The organism is Megalodesulfovibrio paquesii, from assembly GCF_054653055.1.
Genome location: NZ_BAAIGQ010000006.1, coordinates 639,141 through 659,077 on the forward strand (window position 1 = coordinate 639,141; position 19,937 = coordinate 659,077).

Sequence of the window (19,937 nt, forward strand, 5' to 3'; positions counted from 1 at the left end):
AGGAGAACATATCATGTCTGAGATCAAGACGCCCCAAGAGCAGATTAATTACGCAAACATGCTGTATTACGGCAACATCGCCGGTCTGGGGCTCATGGCCCTGACCTTCCTGCTGTATGTGTCCGGCATTCTGGAGCCGCATGTCCCTCTGGAAAAGCTGATGCACCTGTGGACGGGCAACGCCGCGGATTACCTGCACGAAGGCAATGTGCCCCATGGCTGGGGCTGGGTTGGCCTGCTGGGCTCGGGCGACTTTGTCAATTTTCTGGGCATCGCCCTGCTGGCCGGAATGACCATTATCGCCTATATCCCTCTGGTGCCTGCCTTTTTGAAAAAGGGCGACAAGGCCATGGCCTTCATCGCCCTGGGCGAGGTGCTGGTGCTCATCTTCGCCGCCTCCGGCATCGTCGGCGGCGGAGCGCACTAGGGCCAAGGCTGCCACCGGCGAAGCGCACTCGCCGCATCACGACGCAACTGGACACACCTGTGGGGCAGGATTCATGATGACCGCACCGCATGCCACAAGCCTTCCCCCCCTGGAGAACCTGGCGCAGACCACCTGCGCCAGGGACTTCCTGGGCGCTTTTGACGGCTACCCGCACGGGGTGGTGGTCATGGATGCCAGCCGGCGGGTGCTGTACATGAACCGCCGGATGGAAGAGCTGACGGGCCGTTCCCGTCAGCAGTGCCTGGGGCTGCCCTGCGCCCAGGTGGTGCGGACGCGGCGCTGCATGCATGGCTGCACGCCCCCGGAGTCCCCAGGTGCACTCATCAATGTGGAAACCGATCTCCTGGCCGCCGGACGTCGTGTCCTGCCGGTGCGGCTTACAGGCATGCCCCTTGCGCCTGTTTCGGGAGCTGGTCCGTTTCGGATTGAAATCATGGAAGAAATTGCCGCCAATGGCGATGAATGCGCCCGGTGTGCGCGGGGGTTCCGCAGCCCTGGCGGCAGCGGCCGGATCCTGGGACGCTCGGCGCAGATAGAGAAGCTCCTGGAAGTGCTGCCCTCCCTGGCCCGCAGCGACGCCCCGTTGTTCTTTTGCGGGGAAACGGGCGTGGGCAAGGACGTGTTTGCCGAGGTGGCGCACGCGCTCTCCCCGCGGTCGCGCGAGCCGTTTGTCCGCGTCAACGTCAGCCCCATGCCGGACACGCTCCTGGACCTGGAGCTCTTCGGTGCGGTGGAAGGCGCCCTGCCCTGGGTGGACAAGGACCTGCCCGGCGCGTTCCGCAAGGCCGGCGGGGGCACGGTGTACCTGGCCGAGCTGGGCGACCTGCCCATGCCGCATCAGCAGCGGCTGCTGCACATGCTGGAGAAAGGCGCCATCACCCCGGTGGGCGGCAAGACGGCAGTGCCGGTGCAGTGCCGGCTCCTGGCCGCGACCAATGCCGACCCCGAAAGCCTCATCCGCCAGGGTCGACTGCGGGTGGACCTGGCCACACGACTGGACACCTTCCGCATCCAGATCCCGCCCCTGCGGGAACGCGAGGGGGATGTGCTGTATCTTGCCCAACGGTTCCTGGAACATAGCGCCAATTCCCTGCGCCGCAAGATCGACGGTTTTGCCCTGGACGCACAAACGGCGTTGACGCAATACGTCTTCCCAGGCAACATCAGAGAGTTGAAAAACATCGTGGAATACGCAGTCATGGTCTGCCAGGGCGGGCAGATCCGCGCAGAACACCTGCCGCCCCATCTGGCAATGGCGGCGGGAGCAGGCAAGCCCGCCGGGCGCGGCCACACGGGGGAGCAGCATGGCTAGCCGCCGGGTGCTGATTCCTCTGGCCGGCGAGGACGTGGCCCCGCGGTTCGACGCGACCCTGGCCGTATTGCTGGCTGAAGTGCTGGACCCGGCTGATCCCGCGGTTCCGGCAGTCCCGGCAGCTCCGGCAGTTCCGGCAGTTCCGGCGGATCAGGAAATACCGGCCGGCGCCGGGGTGGAGGGCGGCATGGTCGCCTCCTGCGAGACCATAGTGCTTCCGCGAGCCTCGGCCGATGAGCTGTGCGAGTTCATTCTGGTCCATGGCGTCTCGGCCGTGGTGGCCAACGGCATTCCGGAAGATCACTACCACTACCTTCGCTGGAAGCGGGTGGAGGTGATTGACGATGTCCTGGGACCGGCCGAGGAGGCCCTGCAGCGCTTTGCTGCCGGCACGTTGCAGGCTGGGACCATTCTCTATCCTCCGCAGCAGGGGGCCGCCGCCGTGGCGGGAGGGGAAGGAGGCGCGGCATGATGACCATCGTCGAAAAGCCGGCTGCGCGCGGCCAGATGTCTGCGCAACAGATTGAACGCTTTGAAAATGTGCCCGCCGCACGCTATCGGCTTTTGCGCCGCAAGATTGTGGCCCTGCTGCTGGGCGTGGCCGTGCTGCCGCTGTGCGTGCTGACGGTCATCAACTATCAGATTTATCAGACTATTGTAGCCAAGGAGTTCGAAGCCCCGTTGCGGGCGCTGGTCAGCAAGACCAAGAATTCCTTTGAGCTGTTTTTTGCGGAGCGGACCTCGGCCGTCAGCTTCATCGCCTCGGCGTATCCGGTGGAGCGTCTGAGCAACAATGCCGCCCTGGCGGACATCTTCGAGGTCATGCGCCAGAAGTTCAGCGGGTTTGTGGACATGGGGCTCATCAACGAGCAGGGCCAGCAGGTCAGTTACGTCGGTCCCTATGACCTCAAAGGCAAAGACTATTCCGACCAGCCCTGGTTCCGCGAGGCGGCGTTGCACGGCAGCTACATCACCGATGTCTTTACCGGCCTGCGCAAGTACCCGCACATCGCCATCGTCGTCCGCCAGCTGGCCAATGATGGCCAGTGGTGGACCCTGCGCGCCACCGTGGACACCCGCCAGTACGAGCGCCTCATCGCGGCCATGGGCATCTCCCCGGGCAGTGATGCCTTTTTGCTGAACAAGCATGGCATCTTGCAGACGGATTCCGCCTTTTACGGCTCGCTCTTGCAGCCCATTCCTTTCCCCATGCCGCGGACAAGCTATGAAACGCAGGTGGTGGACTTCAAGGCCCCGGACGGCCAGGATTCACTGATGGCTTACACGTACATTCCGGATAGCGAATACGTGCTCATGGCCATCAAGCCCAAGGGCGCGGCCTTTTCCACCAAGGGACTCTTCCGAGCCGATCTGGCCATCCTGCTGGTGGCCAGTATTCTGCTTATTCTGATGGTCGCGTACAAGATCACCGGCGACCTCATCGCCCGCCTCAAGGAAAGCGACGAACGCCGGGCCCTGGCCTTCCGGCATGTGGAGCATTCCCAAAAGCTCTCCTCCATCGGCCGCCTGGCTGCCGGCGTGGCTCATGAAATCAACAACCCCCTGGCCATCATCAATGAAAAAGCGGGGTTGATGAAGGATCTCCTGGCCCTGGAGGCCGAGTTCCCCAAAAAAGACCGCTTTATCAAGCAGATTGACGCCATCGCCGCTGCCGTGACCCGCTGCCGCAACATCACCCACCGCATGCTCGGGTTTGCCCGGCAGATGGACGTGAACATCGAATCCATCCAGGTCAACGATGTGCTCAAGGAAACGGCTTCCTTCCTGGAACGCGAGGGCGCCTACCGCAACATCGAGCTGAGCCTGACCCTGGAAGAGGCGCTGCCGGCCATCGAGTCCGACCGCGGCCAGCTGCAGCAGGTGTTCCTGAACATGCTCAACAACGCCTTCGCCGCCGTGCAGGATGGCGGGCATATCGCCATCGCCACCTGGAAGCAGGATGACGATACCGTGGGCATTTCCATCAAGGACAATGGCTGCGGCATGAGCGACGAGGTGCAGCGGCATGTGTTCGAACCCTTCTTCACCACCAAAAAAGGCGCGGGCACCGGGCTTGGGTTGTCCATCAGCTATGGCATCATCAAGCGCCTGGGTGGGGATATTGCCCTGACCTCCAAGCCCAACCTGGGCACCACCTTCACCATTTTGCTTCCAGTGGCGCACGGCCAGGGAGGAGTGAACGCATGACCCTTGACCGAGACAAATGGCGGATCCTGCTGGTGGATGACGAGGTGGAGTTCGTCTCCACCCTGGCAGAGCGGCTGAGCCTGCGCGACATCGAACCCGAGGTGGTTCACGACGGGCAGGAGGCGCTTTCCCGCATTCACGCCAGGCCCCCGCATGTGGTCATCCTGGACATGTTCATGCCCGGCATGAAGGGCCTGGATGTGCTGCGGACACTGCGCTTCAGCCATCCGCAGGTGCAGGTCATCCTGCTTACCGGGCATGGCGCCACGCGGGACGCCATGGAGGGGATGCGGCTGGGGGCCTATGATTACATGGTCAAACCCATCAACATAGACGACCTGCTCGCCAAGATTACCGAGGCCATGGATGCCGCAGGGTTCACGGAATAACTCGCAGTCCGCTCCGCCGCAGGCCTTCCCGACGAGGGAGCTGCGGGAGCTCTGCCTCATGACCGGCGTCAGCGCCACGGCCATGCACGACATGCTCAACGTGCTGGCTGTGATCGAGGAAAACGCCGGGCTCATGCATGACCTGTTGCGGCTGGCCGCCAAGGAAAAAAAACTGGATCCCCACACCAAAACCCGCTTCGAAAGCATCGCCGCCGCCATCCAGGAACAGGTGGCCCGCGGCGGAGCCCTGGCCGAGGCCGTCAAGCGCTATGGCGCCTTGCTGGAATGCGAGGAAGAAAGCGCCCCCTGCCTGCCCATGCTGCGCCAGCTGTTGCAGCTGGCCCGCCGCAGGGCCCGGTCCAAGCGGCTGGTGCTTGAAATGGATGAATGCAAAGCCCCCGAGCGCGCCGGGGTCTCTGCCAGTGAACTGGCCTTCATGTGCCTGGAAAGCATGGAGGTCTGCCTTGTAGTCGCCCCCCGGGGGGCGAATGTGCTCCTGCGGCCGTCCCTGGCCGGGGGGGCGCTGGTCCTGGAATGGTCCTGGAATACCGACGCCGGCGATGCCTTGCCCCTGGACGCTGTGGACGCGGCGTTCAAGGAACGGCTGCCGGGCTTCCGGGTGACCTGTGAGGATGTGCCACGCTCAGACGGCAGACGGCGCGTTTGCCGCGTGGAGCTTCTGCGCCAGGGCTGTCCCTGCAACTGCACTCTGTGAACAACTCCAAGGAGAGTACAATGCCTGCCAAGAATATCAAGCTGCTGCTCGTGGATGATGAAGAGAGCTTTGTGAACACCCTTGCCGAGCGGCTGCGCCTGCGGGAATTCAAGCCCCAGGTGGCCCTCTCCGGCGAGGAAGGGCTGGAGATGATCAAAAAGAGCGTGCCGGACGTCATGGTCCTGGACCTGCGCATGCCCGGCATCGATGGCATGGAAGTGCTGCGCCACGTGCGCAAGGCCAATCCCAAGGTCCAGGTCATCATCCTCACCGGGCACGGCACGGAAAAGGACAAGGAAGAAGCCACCCGCATCGGCTGTTTCGAATACATGAAAAAGCCCGTGGACATCGATGCCCTGATCTTCTCCATCACCAACGCCTACCAGAAGAAGCTGGAAGGCATGATGGTGGCCGCCGCCTTTGCCGAAGCCGGCGACTTCGACAGCGCCAACGAGTCCATGATCGACGACGGCCTCAAGGATCGTTCCGGCAAGTAGCCGTCCCATGAGGGGCAAGGAGCGGGGGGATTCGGTTCCCCCACTCCTTGCTCTTTCCGGTTCTATTCGTTCCGCAGAAACTCCCAGGCGCTGCGCGACAGCACGCTGCGCACGGCCCAGAGCCCCAGCACCAGGGTGGCTGCCACGCCTGCTCCCAGACTGGCGGCCAGGGGAACCGGCAGCAGCACGTACTGGGTCCGCAGCACGAACTCCGTGAACAGCCAGGCCAGTCCCGCCCCCAGGGCCGCGGCTACCAGGGCCGCCGCCACGCCCAGAAGCAGAAACTCCCAGAGCAGCACGCGCAGGATGTCCAACCGCGTGGCCCCCAGCACCTTGAAGACCACGGCTTCGTAGCGCCGGCGCTGCAGGTTGGCCCGCAGGCTTTCGGCCAGCACCAGAATGCCTGCGGCCACGGTCACCAGCCCGGCCGCCCGCACGGCCAGACCGATGGTTTCGGCGATGCGCTGCACATCGGCCAGCACCTCCTTGACCCCCACGGCCACCACACCTGGCATGGCCTCGGTCACGGCTTCAAAGAGCGGTCCCTCGGCCTCGGGCTCGGCATAGGCCGTGGCGATGTAGGCGTGCGGCGCGCCGGCCAGGGCATTGGGGGTGAAGACGATGGCGTGGTTCAGGGCCAGCGATGTCCAGTCAATATTGCGTAGGACGGCAATGGTGGCCGTCACCTCACGGCCAAGCACACTCACGGTCAGCGTATCCCCCACGCCCACGCCAAAGCCCTGGGCGATGTTCGCCTCCAGGCACATGAGCGGCGGGCCGTTGTAATCCGCCGGCCACCATTCGCCGGCGGTAATGCGTGAGCCGCGGGGCGGTGTGGCGGCGAAGGTCAGCCCGCGGTCGCCACGCACGGCCCACTGGGCGTCCTCGCCGATTTCCCGCTGGTCCACGGGCACGCCATCGATGCGGACAATCCGTCCGCGCAGGGACGGTTCGTCCTCCACGCGTCCCACACCGGGAATGGACGCGGCCAGGGCGCGGAACTGGTCGATCTGGGTGTGCTGGATGTCGATGAAGAAATACGAGGGCGCGCGGCTGGGGAACTGGGTGGCGATGGCGTACTGCAGGTTGCCATCCACCAGGGAGATGGCCGCCAGGATGGTCAGCCCCAGGCCCAATGAGAACACCACTGCCGGCGTGGCCGCGCCGGGCCGGTGCAGGTTGGCCAGGGCCATGCGCAGCCGCGGGTTGTTTGGATGGGGCAGCCGGGCGGCCAGCCGCATGAGCAGCCAGGCAAACAGACGGAAGACAAGCATGGTGGCCAGCACGCCACCGTAAAAACCCAGGGTGGTGCGGAAGGTGGCGCCCTGTTGCGCGCCCTGCAGTGTCAGCCCCACCAGCAGCAGGGCACAGGCCAGGCTGCCCAGCCGGGCGGTCCAGGAAGGACGACGGGAGGACCGGCCGGGGGAGTCGCCGTCGCCAACCTCGGCATAGCCCCGGAACAATTGCGCCGGCGAGATGCTCCCTGCAGCAGAGAGCGGCCAGAGTCCAAAGGCCAGGGCCGTGAGCAGGCCATAGGCAATGGCCGTGAGCAGCGGGGCAGGGTGGAGGGTCAGGGCCACGTCGATGCCCACGGCTTCGGACAACAGCGGCGTCACCACGGCGGCGCCGCCTGCGCCCAGGCCGCAGCCGATGAGACTGCCCACAAGCGCCAGGGCCGCCACCTGCAGCAGGTACGTTGTGGTGACCAGCCGGCGGGAAGCCCCCAGGCATTTGAGGGTGGCGATGGTGGTATCCTTGCGGGCCAGATAGCCCTGTACGCCGTTGGCCACGCCGATGCCGCCCACCAGCAGGGAAGCCAGGCCTACCAGGGTAAGATAACTGGCAAAGTTGTTGAAAAAGCGCGAGAGGCCGGGGCTGGATTCCCGGACGTTCCGCACCCGCCAGCCGGGCTCGGCGTATCGGGCCTTGAGCTCCGCCTGCACGGCGTCCAGGCGGCGCGGATCATCCAGACGAAGCAGGGCCGCATAGGTGACCACGCTGCCGGGCTGGAGCAGCCCCGTGGCCGGCAAGGTATCCGCGGCGATCATGGCCCGCGGGCCCAGGCCCAGGAAGCCGGCCGGCCGGTCCGGTTCCTTGGCAATCACCCCACCGATGCGCAGCACGGCCCGGCCCAGGCGGACATGATCCCCCACCCGGAGCTTCAGTCGCAACAGGGCAGCCCGCTCCAGGGCCACACCGGGGATGCCGTCCTGCACTGCCAGGGCCTCGGCCAGCGTGCCGCCGCCATCCATCTCGACCATACCCACAAGCGGATAGGACGGCTCCACGGCCTTGAGTTCCACCAGAAGCGAACGGCGCGCGCCCGGGGCCTGCGGCTCGCCGGGACGGGGCTCGGGTCGCAGCATGGTCCGCATGGAGATGATGTTGGTCACGGCGCCCTGGGCGCGCAGGAAGCCCGTGGCATTGACGGCCAGGGGCAGGTGGGTCTGGGAGACGCTCACATCCCCGCCAAAGAGGACGCGGGCGTCGCGGGCCAGCGTGGCGTCCATGGAGGAAGAAACCACCCCCACCGTGGCCACGGCTCCCACACCCAGGGCCAGACAGGCCAGGAACACGCCAAAACCGGCCAGGCCGGAGCGCAACTCCCGCCGGGCCAGACGAAGCGCCAGGCGGAAGCGGGCAACAGGGGAGGACCGGGAAGAGAGGGCGCTCATGTCGTGGCCACTCCGGCTGCGGCAGCCGTCTGCAACACGCCGTCGCGCATGCGCAGGATGCGGTCGCAGCGGTGGGCCAGACCCATGTCGTGCGTGATCAGCAGCAGCGTGGCCCCATGTTCGCGTTGCAGGGAAAAGAGCAGTTCCATGACCAGCTCGCCCGTGGCGGCGTCCAGATTGCCCGTGGGTTCATCGGCCAGGAGCAGCTTGGGGCGGGGGGTAAAGGCCCGGGCAATGGCCACGCGCTGCTGCTCGCCGCCGGAAAGCTGGGCCGGATAGTTGCGCAGGCGCTGGCCCAGGCCCACGGCGTCCAGGGCTGCGGCGGCCTTGATGGTGGCCTGGGGATCGCCGGACAGTTCCAGGGGCAGGGCGGCGTTTTCCAGGGCAGTCATGGTCGGCACCAGATGAAAGCCCTGGAAGACGATGCCCATGCGCCCGCGGCGAAAACGAGCCAGACCGTCTTCGTCCAGGCGGGTCAGGTCTTCGCCATCCACCACGATCTGCCCGGCGCTGGGTCGTTCCAGCCCGGCCAGGACCATGAGCATGGTGGTTTTACCGGAACCAGACGGCCCGGTCACGGCCACGGTTTCGCCGTGGCCAAGGTCCATGGACAACTCCCGCAGCACGTTGACCGCGCCGCTGCCGCCTTGTACGGTAAGGGAAACCCCGCGCATGGCCGCGAGCGGCGGCCCGGGAGTGAAGTTCGAGCCGTTACCGGAGTCTGCAATCATGTGGTATAATCCTTTGAGATGCTTCGGGGTGCTCTTTGGCGCACTCTATCTTCTTTTAATGACGGCGCAACCATCGATGGCTGACATGAACGATTATACACACCAGAAAGCCCGCCCCCTGCGCCTGCTGGCCGTTGGCGACAGCCTGACCGCCGGGTACGGCCTGCCGCCCGAGGCGTCTTTTTCTGCGGTCCTGGAACAATCCCTCAGAGCCGAGGGCTGGAACGTCACCGTGGTCAATGCCGGTGTTTCCGGAGACACCACCACCGGCGGCCTGAACCGGCTGCCCTGGCTGCTGGAAGAACCCTGGGACGCGGCCATCCTGGAGCTGGGCGCCAACGACATGCTGCGTGGGGAGGACCCGGCCATCGCCGAGGCCAACCTGGCCTCCATGCTGGAACTCTTCCGGCAAAAACGCATCCCCGTGCTCCTGGCCGGCATGCGCGCCCTGGCCAACTACGGCGAGGACTACACCCGCGCCTTCAACATCCTCTATCCCACCCTGGCCGAAGAGTACGACGCGGTGCTCTATCCGTTCTTCCTGGAAGGCGTGGCCCAGGATCCGGCCCTGAATCTGCCGGACGGCCTGCACCCCAACGCCCGCGGCATCCGCGTCATCGTGGAAGGCATTCTGCCAAAGGTGGAGGAACTGCTGGGACGCACGGGCAAGTAGCCCCGCGCCATCGGCCTGGGGTACGACCGGGTATCCCTCTGCCTTGTCTTGATATTGCGAATGTCGTTATCCGTTTATGCTATTTACGTAAGATGATGGGTCTGATCTGTAGCGAGCGGCAAGGAGACGTATTTGTCACTCGTTCGCAACTGAGTTGTGACATCCGTTGTGTACTTCTGGCTGCAGTCTGATAGTTGCGCTTTCATCCTGTCGCACCCCCCGCATCAAGATGTTCTGCGTGCTTTCCCAAGCCTGCCAACTCCCCGAAGTCTGCAACCCAGGAGAGGATGTCATGTCTCGTCTTGTCTCTGCGTGTCTGTTGTGTGTGATGCTGCTTGGCGTGTTTGCCACCGTGGCCCTGGCCCAGGAAGATTGCCCCCGCGGCGATCTGGATGTCCGGTTCTGCGACCGCAATGGCGACCTGGTGGCCGATGTCCCCACGGATTCCGCCAAACTCATTGACCCCGACACGCTGATCTTCTCCTACACCCCCGTGGAAGACCCCGAAGTCTACCGCGGCGTGTGGGATGATTTCCTCAAGCACATGGAAAAGGTCACCGGCAAGAAGGTCACCTATTTCCCGGTCCAGTCCAACGCTGCCCAGCTGGAAGCCATGCGCGCCGGCCGCCTGCACATCGCCGGCTTCAACACCGGCTCCAACCCCCTGGCCGTGAACTGCGCCGGATTCGTGCCCTTTGCCATGATGGCCTCGGCCGATGGTTCCTTCGGCTATGAGATGGAAATCATCACCCGCAAGGATTCCGGCATCAAGAAGATTGAAGACCTCAAGGGCAAGACCATGGCCTTTACCCAGCCCACCTCCAACTCCGGCTTCAAGGCTCCCTCGGCCATCCTCAAGGCGGAATTCGGCCTGGAAGCGGACAAGGATTTCAAGACCGCCTTCTCCGGCAAGCACGACAATTCCATCCTTGGCGTGGCCAACAAGGACTATGACGCCGCCGCCGTGGCCAACTCCGTGCTCAAGCGCATGGTTGAACGCAAGGCAGTGGATGGCGACGTGCTCTTCACCGTGTACAAGTCCCAGACCTTCCCCACCACCGGCTACGGCTACGTCTACAACCTCAAGCCCGAGCTGGCCGCCAAGATCAAGGAAGCCTTCTTCTCCTATAACTGGGAAGGCTCCCCCCTGGCCGCGGAGTTTGGCAAGAGCGAGGAAGCAAAGTTCATCCCCATCAGCTTCAAGGATCATTGGGCCGTCATCCGCACCATCGACGCCGCCACCGGCGTCTCGTACAAGTGCCAGTAGCTGAGGGTCGCATGCTTCGTCTGCAACACCTCTGCAAGCGGTACCCCACCGGTGACGAAGCGCTCAGGCAGGTCTCGCTGGGTGTCGAGCCAGGGCAGGTCGTGGCCCTGATCGGCCCCAGCGGGGCTGGCAAGAGCACGCTGCTGCGCTGCGTGAACCGTCTGGTGGAACCATCCTCCGGCACCATCCATCTGGGCGACCTGGAACTGACCCGCCTGCGTGGTGCGGCGCTCAGGGCCGCCCGGCGGCGCATCGGCATGATCTTCCAGGAATACGCCCTGGTGGAGCGCCTGACGGTGATGGAGAATGTCCTGTCCGGCCGGCTGGGCTATGTTGGCTTCTGGCGCAGCCTCATGCGCCGTTTTCCGGCCGATGCCGTGGAGGAGGCCTACCGGCTGCTGGACCGCGTGGGCCTGAGCGAGTTTGTGGACAAACGCGCCGACGCGCTTTCCGGCGGGCAGCGCCAGCGGGTGGGCATTGCCCGGGCGCTGATCCAGCAGCCGGATTTGCTGCTGGTGGACGAGCCCACTGCCAGCCTGGACCCCAAAACCGCCCTGCAGATCATGCGGCTGATCCTGGAACTGTGCCGCGAGCGCAGGCTGCCGGCCATCATCAACCTGCATGATGTGAATCTGGCCAGGAACTTTGCCGATGTGGTGGTGGGCCTGCGGCAGGGGGTGATCGTCTTCCAGGGTGCGCCAGAGGAAATGACCGTCCAGACCCTCACGGACATCTACGGCGAGGAAGACTGGAGCGCCACCCTCCTGCCCACGGAAGCGGACGTTCACTGTGCGGAACACGCCGGAGAGCAGTCCAGCCATCCCCTGCTCCTGCGCGCCGCCGAGGCGCATCCCTGACATGGCGCCTCCTGACGTGGCACATTCAGCCAGTGGCAGAGCCTGAACCAAGGGACCTTGTTGTGACGCCAGACGCTTCCTCGAACACCTATCCCACCACCTGGCGCAAGCCGCCGCGCATTGCCGATCCCTGGCTGCGCTGGGGCGGGTTGGCCCTGGTGCTGGGGTATCTGGTCCTGGCCCTGATGGATGTGCAGGTCAACTGGATGCGCGTGGCCGAAGGCGCCGCCCGCAGCGTGACCATCCTCATCGGCTTTCTTACGCCCGATTTCCTGACCCGGTACAGGGAGATCTCCCACGGCATCCTGGAAAGTCTGGCCATGACCCTGGTTTCCACGGCCCTGGGCATCATCCTGTCCGTACCTGTGGGGCTGGGGGCGGCCCGGAATCTGGCGGCCATGCCGGTCTATCTGACCTGCCGGGGGATCATCACCCTGTCCCGCACGTTTCCCGAGGTGATCATCGCCATCTTTCTGGTGGCCATGTTCGGCTTTGGCCCCTTTGCCGGGATGCTGACCCTGGCTTTCGCCACCATCGGTTTTCTGGCCAAGCTGCTGGCCGAGGATATCGAAGACATCGACCATGGTCAGGTGGAGGCCATCCGGGCCACGGGCGCGTCCTGGTGGCAGGTCATCGCCTATGGCGTGGCCCCGCAGGTCATGCCCCGGCTGGTGGGCCTGTCGGTGTATCGACTGGACATCAATTTCCGCGAATCCGCCGTCATCGGCATAGTGGGCGCCGGCGGGGTGGGGGCCACCCTGGACACGGCCTTTGACCGCTACGAGTATGACACCGCCGCCGCCATTCTCATCGTCATCATTCTCATTGTGCTGGCGACGGAATATGCCTCGGGCATCATCCGCAAGAGGCTGCAATAATGGCCCGGTATCTTGAACACGGAACCCTGCGCTGGCGGCGGCTGGAACCGCGCCAGCAGCTCTGGCGCTGGTTCGGCTGGCTGCTGTTTGTGGCGGCCCTGAGCGTGAGCTGGAAGTTCATCAGCGATGCGACCACCTGGAGCTTTGTGCTCGATGCCGGCACGCAGGGACTGGACATTGCCGACCGCATGACCCCTCCGCGCTGGGCCTACCTGGGCAAGCTCTGGAAACCCCTGTGGGACACCCTCAATATCGCCACCCTGGGCACCCTGCTGGGCACTGTGGCGGCCTTTCCCGTGGCCTTTCTCGCCGCGCGCAACACCACGCCCAGCCGGGCCTTTGTGCGGCCCCTGGCCCTGCTGCTCATCGTCTCGTCCCGGTCCATCAATTCGCTGATCTGGGCCATCCTGCTGGTGACCATTATCGGTCCCGGGCTGCTGGCGGGCATCATCGCCATCGCCCTGCGCTCCATCGGCTTTGTGGGCAAGCTGACGTATGAGGCCATTGAGGAGATCGACCCCCTGCAAGTGGAGGCCGTCACGGCCACGGGCGCGAGCCGGGCCCAGGTGCTGGATTACGCCATCCTGCCGCAGATCCTGCCGGCGTTTGCGGGTATTTCGGTCTACCGCTGGGACATCAACATCCGGGAATCCACGGTCCTTGGCCTGGTGGGGGCAGGGGGCATCGGCCTGCAACTGCAGTCCTCCCTGAACATCCTGGCCTGGAATCAGGTGACCGTGATTCTGCTGCTGGTGCTGGTCACGGTGGTGCTGAGCGAATGGATCAGCGCCAAGGTCCGCCACGCCATCATGTAAGCAGCGCAGAGGGCAGCGTGACCCGCGCCTGTGCGCCGTGAGTGCCGGCGCGGTTCTCCAGCACCACCAGACCCTGATGCTCCCGCAGAATACGCTGGACCTTGCACAGGCCCATGCCCACACCCACGGGTTTGGTGGTGAAGAAGGGGTCGAACACGTAGGGCAGGTCCGCGGCGGTCACGCCGGGGCCGTTATCCTCAATGCCCAGTTCCAGCCGCCCGTCCTGCGCTTCCAGCCGCAGGCGGATTTCCGGCGTGGCCGGCAATTCTGAAGAGCCCTGCAACGCGGCCTCGGCGGCGTTGCGGAGCAGCTCCAGCACGGCCTGGGTCAGCAGGGCGGCGTTTCCCGAAAGCATGCACGGTGCGTCCGGCAACAGCAGCTCCCAGCGTGGGAGCGCGGTCTGCTCCGGCTGCGCTTGTTGCTGAAACTCCAGATGCAGCTCCTGCAGGGCGTTGTGACAGCAGTCCCGCAGATCCACCGGCTCGGGCTCGCCCAGTTGCAGGGCGGTGTATTCGCTCACGGCGCGGACAATGGCGTTCAGCCGGACACCGCCGTCGAGGATGGCTTCCAACAGTTCGAATTGATTCGACTCCGGCTCGGCCTTGCGCAGGAGCAGGCGGGAGAAGCCGGCAATGGTCATGACCGGGTTGCGGATCTGGTGGGCCACGGCCATGGAGAAATGCTCCAGGCTGCGGGCGCGTTCCTGTTCCAGGGCCCGGCGCTCTTCCAGCATCTGGCGTTCGCGCTCGTGCATCTCGAAGATGTGGGAGACGTCCGTGATGGCCAGGAGGATGCCGAAAAGCTTGCCGTATTCGATGATGTGCGAGGTGGTGCAGGAAAGGTGACGGGTGCGGCCGTCCGCCAGACGACACTGGGCATGGGCCGGGGCGCGAGCCTCCAGCTCGCCGGGCGGGCAGGCGCGGGCAGCGTCCAGGTAGGCGGCCAGGGCCTCGCCCCCGGCAAACGGGGCGCAGAGCGTCTCCCAGCGGCTGCCAAGGATGTCCTGTTCCTCCAGGCCCAGCAGGCGCTGGGCGCTGGCGTTGGCCACATAGGCCACGCCGTCGATGTTGAAGATGATCACCCCGTCGGGAAAACCGTTGATCAGATTCTGGAAGTAGGAAGACTGGATCAGGGGCAGCACGGGGAATCCTGGGCTAGGGGCCGCGTCAGTTCAGTGTGGGCGCCAGGGGCCGGGGCAGGGCCCGGATACGGCGGATGTGCTGCAGGGGGAAGAACTCCAGGTTGTCCCCGCTGCGGCAGATCAGGGAGGCGCGGTCCTGGTCGATTTCGTAGCTGTCGCAGGCGATGGAGAGAGACCCGCCATCCAGGAACTGCACGGTCAAATCATGGCCGCTGGTCTGTTGTCCATGGAGGGCCGGCAGGGCGGGCCCGGTGCGGGAGGCTGCTCCGGCTGCCCCAGTCGAGGCCGGGTGCCCCAGGGCGCGCTGGATGGCGGCCTCCCAGGCGGTGAGGACGAGTTCCCTGTTGGCCGGGGTGTCGTGCTCTGGGCACAGGCCGAGCTTGTGCCCGGCGGCAGCCGGAGGCGGGCCGCAGAGCCAGCCGCTGCCAATGGGGGCGTTGCAGATGTAGCAAGGGATCATGGTACGTCTCCTGCCGGCAGCATACACCAGTCCCCGGGGGGCGTCATCATGATCCTGCCTGTAGCGTCCTGCCCGTCCCGCAGGGCGCGTCAGCTGCGGCTGGCGTTGGCCAGGGAGCCCACGGCCGGCCGGCGGTCGCGGACCACGGAGTTGCCGGGTTTGGACTTGGCGAATTTCTTGATTTCCGCCGCGCGCTGGCCCAGCTCGGCCAGGGTGAAGGGCGCGTCGAAGGCAATGTCCAGAATGCCGATGGAGGCCGAAACCAGGGGGAACCGGCCGGGCTGGCCATCGCGCCCCTTGGCTTCGATGTAGCCTTTGGCTTTGTCCTCGTCGGTATAATGCTCCAGCACGACCTGGCCGAAGTTGGCGGCCGCGGCGTCGGCGATGGCGCCGGCGCGCTCGGGCCGGGCGATGATCAGAAAATCGTCCCCGCCAATGTGGCCGATGAAGTCCTCGGGCCGGCCATGTTGCTGCACGGCGTCCTTGAGGGTCTTGGCCGTGGTCATGATGATGCGGTCGCCGTTGTTGAAGCCATAGACGTCATTGTAGACCTTGAAATTGTCCAGGTCCACGTAGAGCAGGCTGGAGGGGGCCTGCTGGCGGATGCGGCGCTCGATCTCCTGCTCAATGGCCACGTTGCCGGGCAGGCCGGTCAGGGGGTTGGAGCCCTTGGCCAGCTCCACCTGCACCTGGGTCAGGGTGTCCAGCATGCGCTGGACCGAGACCACGCCGGCCAGCCGGCCGCCCTCGGTGACGATGATATCGTCATAAATCTGTTCCTGAGGCCGGCCCATGGCGGCCTTGGCCACGTCTTCCAGGGGCAGGCCGCCGTCGGTGATCAGGGGGGCGGGGTCCATGATGCGTTCGATGGAACGCTGGTAGTAGAGGGAGACGCCGTAGCGGGTGCCGAGTTTGCGGTCCAGGCTGTAGCCCATGATAAGCCCCAGGGGCGTCTCGCGGGAGACGACCACCAGACTGGAAATGGGGCCTTTTTCTTCGGCTGCATGCAGCAACTGTTCCTTGATGTCCTTGACCAACGCGTGGGGCGGGGCGGTGACGGCCTCCTGCACCAGCTCGCGGATGGGGGTGGAGCACTGGATATTCGCCCGACCCACGTCCTGCAGACTGGCCCGGGCCGGAATGCAGACCTGGGGCGCTTCGAACTGCGGCACGGGCTTGCAGAACAGATAGCCCTGCCCGGCGGTGACGCCCATGGACACCAGACTGGAGAACTCCGTCTCGGTTTCCACGCCCTCCGCCAGCACCGCACCGCCGAACTTGCCGGCCAGAAGCACCAGGGTTTCGACCATCACCCGCTTGAAGGGGTTGGCGTCGATGCCTGCGGTCAGGGAGATGTCCACCTTGATGAAATCCGGGCGGGACATGGACAAAAGCTGCAGGCTGGTGTTGCCCGCGCCCACGTCGTCCAGGGCCACGCGGAAGCCGTATTCGCGGCAGGTTTCCAGCTTGCGCAGGAGCAGGTCCGGATCCTTCTGGCACTGCCGTTCGCTCAGTTCAAAGACCACGTCGCGCGGGGAAAGGCCATGCTGCTTGAGTGTGGTGAAGGATTCCTCAAAAATTTCAGCATGCTGCTGCAGGGAGGCGGCGTGGACGTTCAGGAACAGTTTGTGTTCCCCGGCCAGGGCGGGCTTGCTGGCGGCAAACCGCTGGATGGCCTTGCGGCGGCAGAGGCGGTCCAGGGCGGCCACCTCTCCTGCTTCCAGGGCAAAGCGGAAGAGGGTGGCGGCGTCGAACAGCGGGCCATCCACCGGGCCGCGGGTCAGGGCCTCCCAGCCCAGGGTCTCGCCGGAAGTGAAGTCGATGACCGGCTGAAACAGCAGGGCCACACCGCCGGTTTCCATGAGTCGGACAAACTCGCGGTGCAGGCTGAATTGGTCTGAATCCGGCCGGATGTGGGCCATGCGCTGGGCCTCGCAAAAGGCGCGGAAGAGGCATTTGTCCAGGGCTTCTCCATGCTGGCGACGCAGGAAGGACTGCCCCACCAGCACCGTGAATTCCCGGCCGAGGGCCTGGGCATGGCGCAGGAGCATGGCCTCCTGCAGGGTGAAGCGCAAGGTGGCGAAGGCATTGACCGCCTTGAGGGGATTGTCTTCCAGTTGCTGGAAAAACAACACAAAACCGGACACGCCCACAGGCTCCATGGCCAGGATGCGGCCATCGGGATACTGCAGGTGAAAGCGGTCGCGCGTTTCATGCTGCAGGGATTCCAGCAGGGCGTAGCCGGCATCCTCGCCCAGGCCGGCCACCAGCAGGAAGAAATCCTCCACGTCCACATACAGCACGCCCACGGGACCGGCCAGGGAGGCATGCTCCAGCTGATGCAGGGCATTCAGGGAGACAAAACTGCAGGCCGAGGCGGACTGTCCGGCGCGGGTGGCAACGAACAGCGGGTGGTCGGTGGACTGCGCGTCGCTGGAGACGGGGGCCTGGCGTCTGGTGAGCATGGGCGGACTCCTGGCTGGGCGGCGGCCGGCGGCGGTGGACGGTGATCAGGCTGCAGTGGGCGTTCGGCGCAGGGGCGCACAGGACGCCGGGCTTTCAACGGCAGGGTCCATGGCATCGGCGGGCAGCTTGCCACAGACGGTTTTGGTCAAAAACGCCTCAAGGGCCGCGGCGTCCATGGGGGTGGCAAAGTAATAGCCCTGCCCGGTGCGGCAGCCCAGGCGGGTGAGAGTTTCGATTTGTTCAGGGGTTTCGATGCCTTCGGCAACCACATGCATTTCCAGGCTCTGGGCCATGTGCAAAATGGCCTGGACGATGCCTTCGTGGCGCAGGTTGGATTCTTCCAGCAGCGAGACGAAGCTGCGGTCGATCTTGAGGGTATCGAAAGGATACTGGCAGAGGTGGCTCAGGGAGGAATACCCGGTGCCGAAGTCGTCAATGGCCAGTCGGCAGCCCAGGGACTGCAGCTCCTTGAGGATGGCCCGGGCCTGGGCCGGATTGTCCATGACCAGACTTTCCGTCACCTCCAGCTTGAGCACGCTGGCAGGCAGGCCGGCCTGCTCCAGCGCCCGCCGGACCATCTGGGTCAGCTCTTTTTGCACCAGCTGCCGGGGGGAAAGATTCACGGAGACATAAAACGGCTGCTCGCCCAGAATTTCCCGCACGCGCACGGCCTGGGCCAGGGCCAGCTCCAGGACCCGCTCGCCCAGGGGCACGATGAGCCCGCTTTCCTCGGCCACAGGGATGAACTGCATGGGCGAGATGACCCCGCGGTGGGGATGCGTCCAGCGCAAGAGCGCCTCCATGCCCACCACGAGGTTGGTATCCAGGGACACGATTGGCTGATAATTGAGATAAAACTCGTTGCGCTCCAGCCCCTTGCGAATGTCTGTCTCCATCTCCAGCTGGGCCATGGCCTGCTTGTGCATGGTGGCGTGAAAGACCTTGTAGCCATCGTCGCCGTGGGTTTTGGCCCAGCGCAGGGCGGTTTCGGCGTCGCGCAGGATTTGTTCGGGGCAGGTGCAGCCGGTGTCGCCATACACAATGCCGATGCTGGAACGCAGGGAGAGCTCCACGCCCTCCACCATCAGGGGCTGGGCCAGGGCAGCGCGGATGCGCACCGCCACGCGGATGACCTCCAGCTTGTCCCCGATTTCATCCAGCAGGACCACAAAATCGTCGCCCTGCAGGCGGGCCAGGGTGTCCACCCGACGCATGCAGCCCTTGAGAATCTGGGCCACCCGCTGCAGGAGCTGGTCCCCATTGTCGTGGCCCAGACTTTCGTTGACGCGTTTGAAGCGGTCCAGGTCAATGGCCAGAACGGCAAAGCTGTAAGTCTCCTTGCGGGACATGCGGGCCATGGCGTGGCCCAGGCGGTCCATGAACAGGGCCCGGTTGGCCAGACCGGTGAGGGGGTCGCTGAAGGCCTGGCGCCGCAGTTCTTCCTGATACCGGCGCTGGCAGGTGATGTCCCGGCAATTGAGGACGATGCCAGCCACGTCCGGCTCGTGCAGCAGATTGGCTGCGTGGATCTCGAACACCACCGTGCTGCCGTCAGCCTTGTGGGCCTTGGCCTCAAACCGGGCGGTCTTGCCCGGTACGGGCAGCACCACGGCCATCTGGCGCAAAAAAGCTTCGCGTTCGTCTTCGGTAAGCAGGGTCTCGAAGCTCAACCCCTGCAGCTGTTCATGCTTGAGGCCCAGGGCGGCGTGCACGCCGGGCGAGAGATAGGCGATGGTCCCCTCGGCATCCACCACGGCCACGCCATCCGCGGCGTGCTCCACCAGGGCGGCGTGCAGGCGCTCCTGCCGGGCCACGGCGCGCCGGGCTTCGTGCAGGGCCGTCATGTCCCGGGCGGCCAGCAGCTGGCGCGAGTCGTCCATGGCTGACACGGTGACGAAGAACCACAGCCGTTCCGCGTCGAGGGCCGTCCGTTCAGGGAGCACCTCCAGCTCGGCCTGTTGCGGCGTGGCGGTGCGACGGGAAACAGCCAGCATGCGCGGCAGGGCCTCGGGGTCGGCCAGGGGGAGCAGCGAGGTCAGGGGCTGGCCGGCCAGCTGGTCTGTCCGGTCGGGCAGCAAGGTGCGGTGCGGAAAAGCCGTGGGATGCAGCCGCAGGATGCGGCCATGATCATCCACTTCCACCACCAGGCTGCGCATGGCGCCGAGCACGGTATCCAGCTGTTCACGGTGGCGGATGATCTCCACGTGCTGGGCCATGAGGTTGGAGTGCGCCCGGCGCAAGCTGGCGCGCAGGCGGCGTTTTTGCCACAGGAGCGCACCGGCCGCCGGGCCCAGCAGCGCACACCCGGCCAGCAGCCAGAACGCGGCGCCAGACGCCGACATTGTGGAAAACGCACCCAGCAGACCAACCATGGCATTTGCCCCGCAGCAGGTAAAAAGACACCC

18 protein-coding genes are annotated in these 19,937 nt (G+C 65.2%); 12 read left to right on the plus strand and 6 right to left on the minus strand.

Annotated features, from left to right (window positions below):
* Positions 1–13 precede the first annotated feature (13 nt).
* The 7 genes from ACYQ00_RS15705 to ACYQ00_RS15735 all read left to right on the plus strand — a co-directional run bounded on the left by ACYQ00_RS15705 (position 14) and on the right by ACYQ00_RS15735 (position 5,569).
* Positions 14–427 carry a DUF1634 domain-containing protein gene (locus ACYQ00_RS15705; protein ID WP_460033045.1) on the plus strand — a complete coding sequence of 138 codons (414 nt, stop codon included), beginning with the start codon at positions 14–16 and terminating at the stop codon, positions 425–427.
* Positions 428–500: 73 nt separating this feature from the next.
* Positions 501–1,760, plus strand: a complete 1,260-nt coding sequence (locus tag ACYQ00_RS15710; protein ID WP_460033046.1) for a sigma 54-interacting transcriptional regulator — start codon at positions 501–503, stop codon at positions 1,758–1,760.
* Entirely contained in the window at positions 1,753–2,232 is a 480-nt protein-coding gene (locus ACYQ00_RS15715) for a NifB/NifX family molybdenum-iron cluster-binding protein (protein ID WP_460033047.1), read from the plus strand. The genes ACYQ00_RS15710 and ACYQ00_RS15715 overlap by 8 nt, the downstream gene beginning before the upstream one ends.
* Positions 2,229–3,968: a sensor histidine kinase gene (locus tag ACYQ00_RS15720; protein WP_460033048.1), complete on the plus strand. Its 1,740-nt coding sequence runs from the start codon at positions 2,229–2,231 to the stop codon at positions 3,966–3,968. The genes ACYQ00_RS15715 and ACYQ00_RS15720 overlap by 4 nt, the downstream gene beginning before the upstream one ends.
* Positions 3,965–4,357, plus strand: a complete 393-nt coding sequence (locus ACYQ00_RS15725; protein WP_460033049.1) for a response regulator — start codon at positions 3,965–3,967, stop codon at positions 4,355–4,357. The genes ACYQ00_RS15720 and ACYQ00_RS15725 overlap by 4 nt, the downstream gene beginning before the upstream one ends.
* 58 nt (positions 4,358–4,415) lie before the next feature.
* On the plus strand, positions 4,416–5,072 hold the full coding sequence (locus ACYQ00_RS15730; RefSeq protein ID WP_460033050.1) for a hypothetical protein: 657 nt from the start codon (positions 4,416–4,418) through the stop codon (positions 5,070–5,072).
* 20 nt (positions 5,073–5,092) lie between these two features.
* Positions 5,093–5,569, plus strand: coding sequence for a response regulator (locus tag ACYQ00_RS15735; protein ID WP_460033051.1), 477 nt, complete (start codon positions 5,093–5,095; stop codon positions 5,567–5,569).
* A 62-nt stretch (positions 5,570–5,631) separates the two neighbouring features.
* Here the strand turns inward: ACYQ00_RS15735 and ACYQ00_RS15740 are convergent, their stop codons facing one another.
* Together ACYQ00_RS15740 and ACYQ00_RS15745 are read right to left on the minus strand one after the other, a co-directional pair.
* Entirely contained in the window at positions 5,632–8,244 is a 2,613-nt protein-coding gene (locus tag ACYQ00_RS15740; protein WP_460033052.1) for an ABC transporter permease, read from the minus strand.
* On the minus strand, positions 8,241–8,975 hold the full coding sequence (locus ACYQ00_RS15745) for an ABC transporter ATP-binding protein (protein WP_460033053.1): 735 nt from the start codon (positions 8,973–8,975) through the stop codon (positions 8,241–8,243). The genes ACYQ00_RS15740 and ACYQ00_RS15745 overlap by 4 nt, the downstream gene beginning before the upstream one ends.
* 85 nt (positions 8,976–9,060) lie before the next feature.
* Here ACYQ00_RS15745 and ACYQ00_RS15750 point away from each other — a divergent pair, with 85 nt between their 5' ends.
* The 5 genes from ACYQ00_RS15750 to phnE (ACYQ00_RS15770) all read left to right on the plus strand — a co-directional run bounded on the left by ACYQ00_RS15750 (position 9,061) and on the right by phnE (ACYQ00_RS15770) (position 13,465).
* The gene (locus ACYQ00_RS15750; RefSeq protein WP_460033054.1) at positions 9,061–9,648 is read left to right on the plus strand and encodes an arylesterase; all 588 of its coding nucleotides are present in this window, start codon (positions 9,061–9,063) and stop codon (positions 9,646–9,648) included.
* Positions 9,649–9,940: 292 nt separating this feature from the next.
* A complete protein-coding gene (gene phnD / locus ACYQ00_RS15755) occupies positions 9,941–10,915 on the plus strand; it encodes a phosphate/phosphite/phosphonate ABC transporter substrate-binding protein (RefSeq protein ID WP_460033055.1) in 975 nt (324 codons plus the stop codon).
* Positions 10,916–10,926: 11 nt separating this feature from the next.
* A complete protein-coding gene (gene phnC, locus ACYQ00_RS15760; RefSeq protein ID WP_460033056.1) occupies positions 10,927–11,772 on the plus strand; it encodes a phosphonate ABC transporter ATP-binding protein in 846 nt (281 codons plus the stop codon).
* Positions 11,773–11,834: 62 nt separating this feature from the next.
* On the plus strand, positions 11,835–12,650 hold the full coding sequence (phnE, locus tag ACYQ00_RS15765; RefSeq protein WP_460033057.1) for a phosphonate ABC transporter, permease protein PhnE: 816 nt from the start codon (positions 11,835–11,837) through the stop codon (positions 12,648–12,650).
* Positions 12,650–13,465, plus strand: a complete 816-nt coding sequence (gene phnE, locus ACYQ00_RS15770; RefSeq protein ID WP_460033058.1) for a phosphonate ABC transporter, permease protein PhnE — start codon at positions 12,650–12,652, stop codon at positions 13,463–13,465. The genes phnE (ACYQ00_RS15765) and phnE (ACYQ00_RS15770) overlap by 1 nt, the downstream gene beginning before the upstream one ends.
* Here the strand turns inward: phnE (ACYQ00_RS15770) and ACYQ00_RS15775 are convergent.
* The 4 genes from ACYQ00_RS15775 to ACYQ00_RS15790 form a co-directional block, all read right to left on the minus strand.
* Positions 13,458–14,606 carry a two-component system sensor histidine kinase NtrB gene (locus ACYQ00_RS15775; protein ID WP_460033059.1) on the minus strand — a complete coding sequence of 383 codons (1,149 nt, stop codon included), beginning with the start codon at positions 14,604–14,606 and terminating at the stop codon, positions 13,458–13,460. The two genes, phnE (ACYQ00_RS15770) and ACYQ00_RS15775, sit on opposite strands and share 8 nt — an antisense overlap.
* Positions 14,607–14,631: 25 nt before the next feature.
* The gene (locus ACYQ00_RS15780) at positions 14,632–15,066 is read right to left on the minus strand and encodes a hypothetical protein (protein WP_460033060.1); all 435 of its coding nucleotides are present in this window, start codon (positions 15,064–15,066) and stop codon (positions 14,632–14,634) included.
* A gap of 89 nt (positions 15,067–15,155) precedes the next feature.
* Positions 15,156–17,531, minus strand: a complete 2,376-nt coding sequence (locus tag ACYQ00_RS15785) for a GGDEF domain-containing protein (RefSeq protein WP_460033061.1) — start codon at positions 17,529–17,531, stop codon at positions 15,156–15,158.
* A 45-nt stretch (positions 17,532–17,576) separates the two neighbouring features.
* A complete protein-coding gene (locus ACYQ00_RS15790; protein ID WP_460033062.1) occupies positions 17,577–19,874 on the minus strand; it encodes a putative bifunctional diguanylate cyclase/phosphodiesterase in 2,298 nt (765 codons plus the stop codon).
* Between the last annotated feature and the right edge of the window lie 63 nt (positions 19,875–19,937).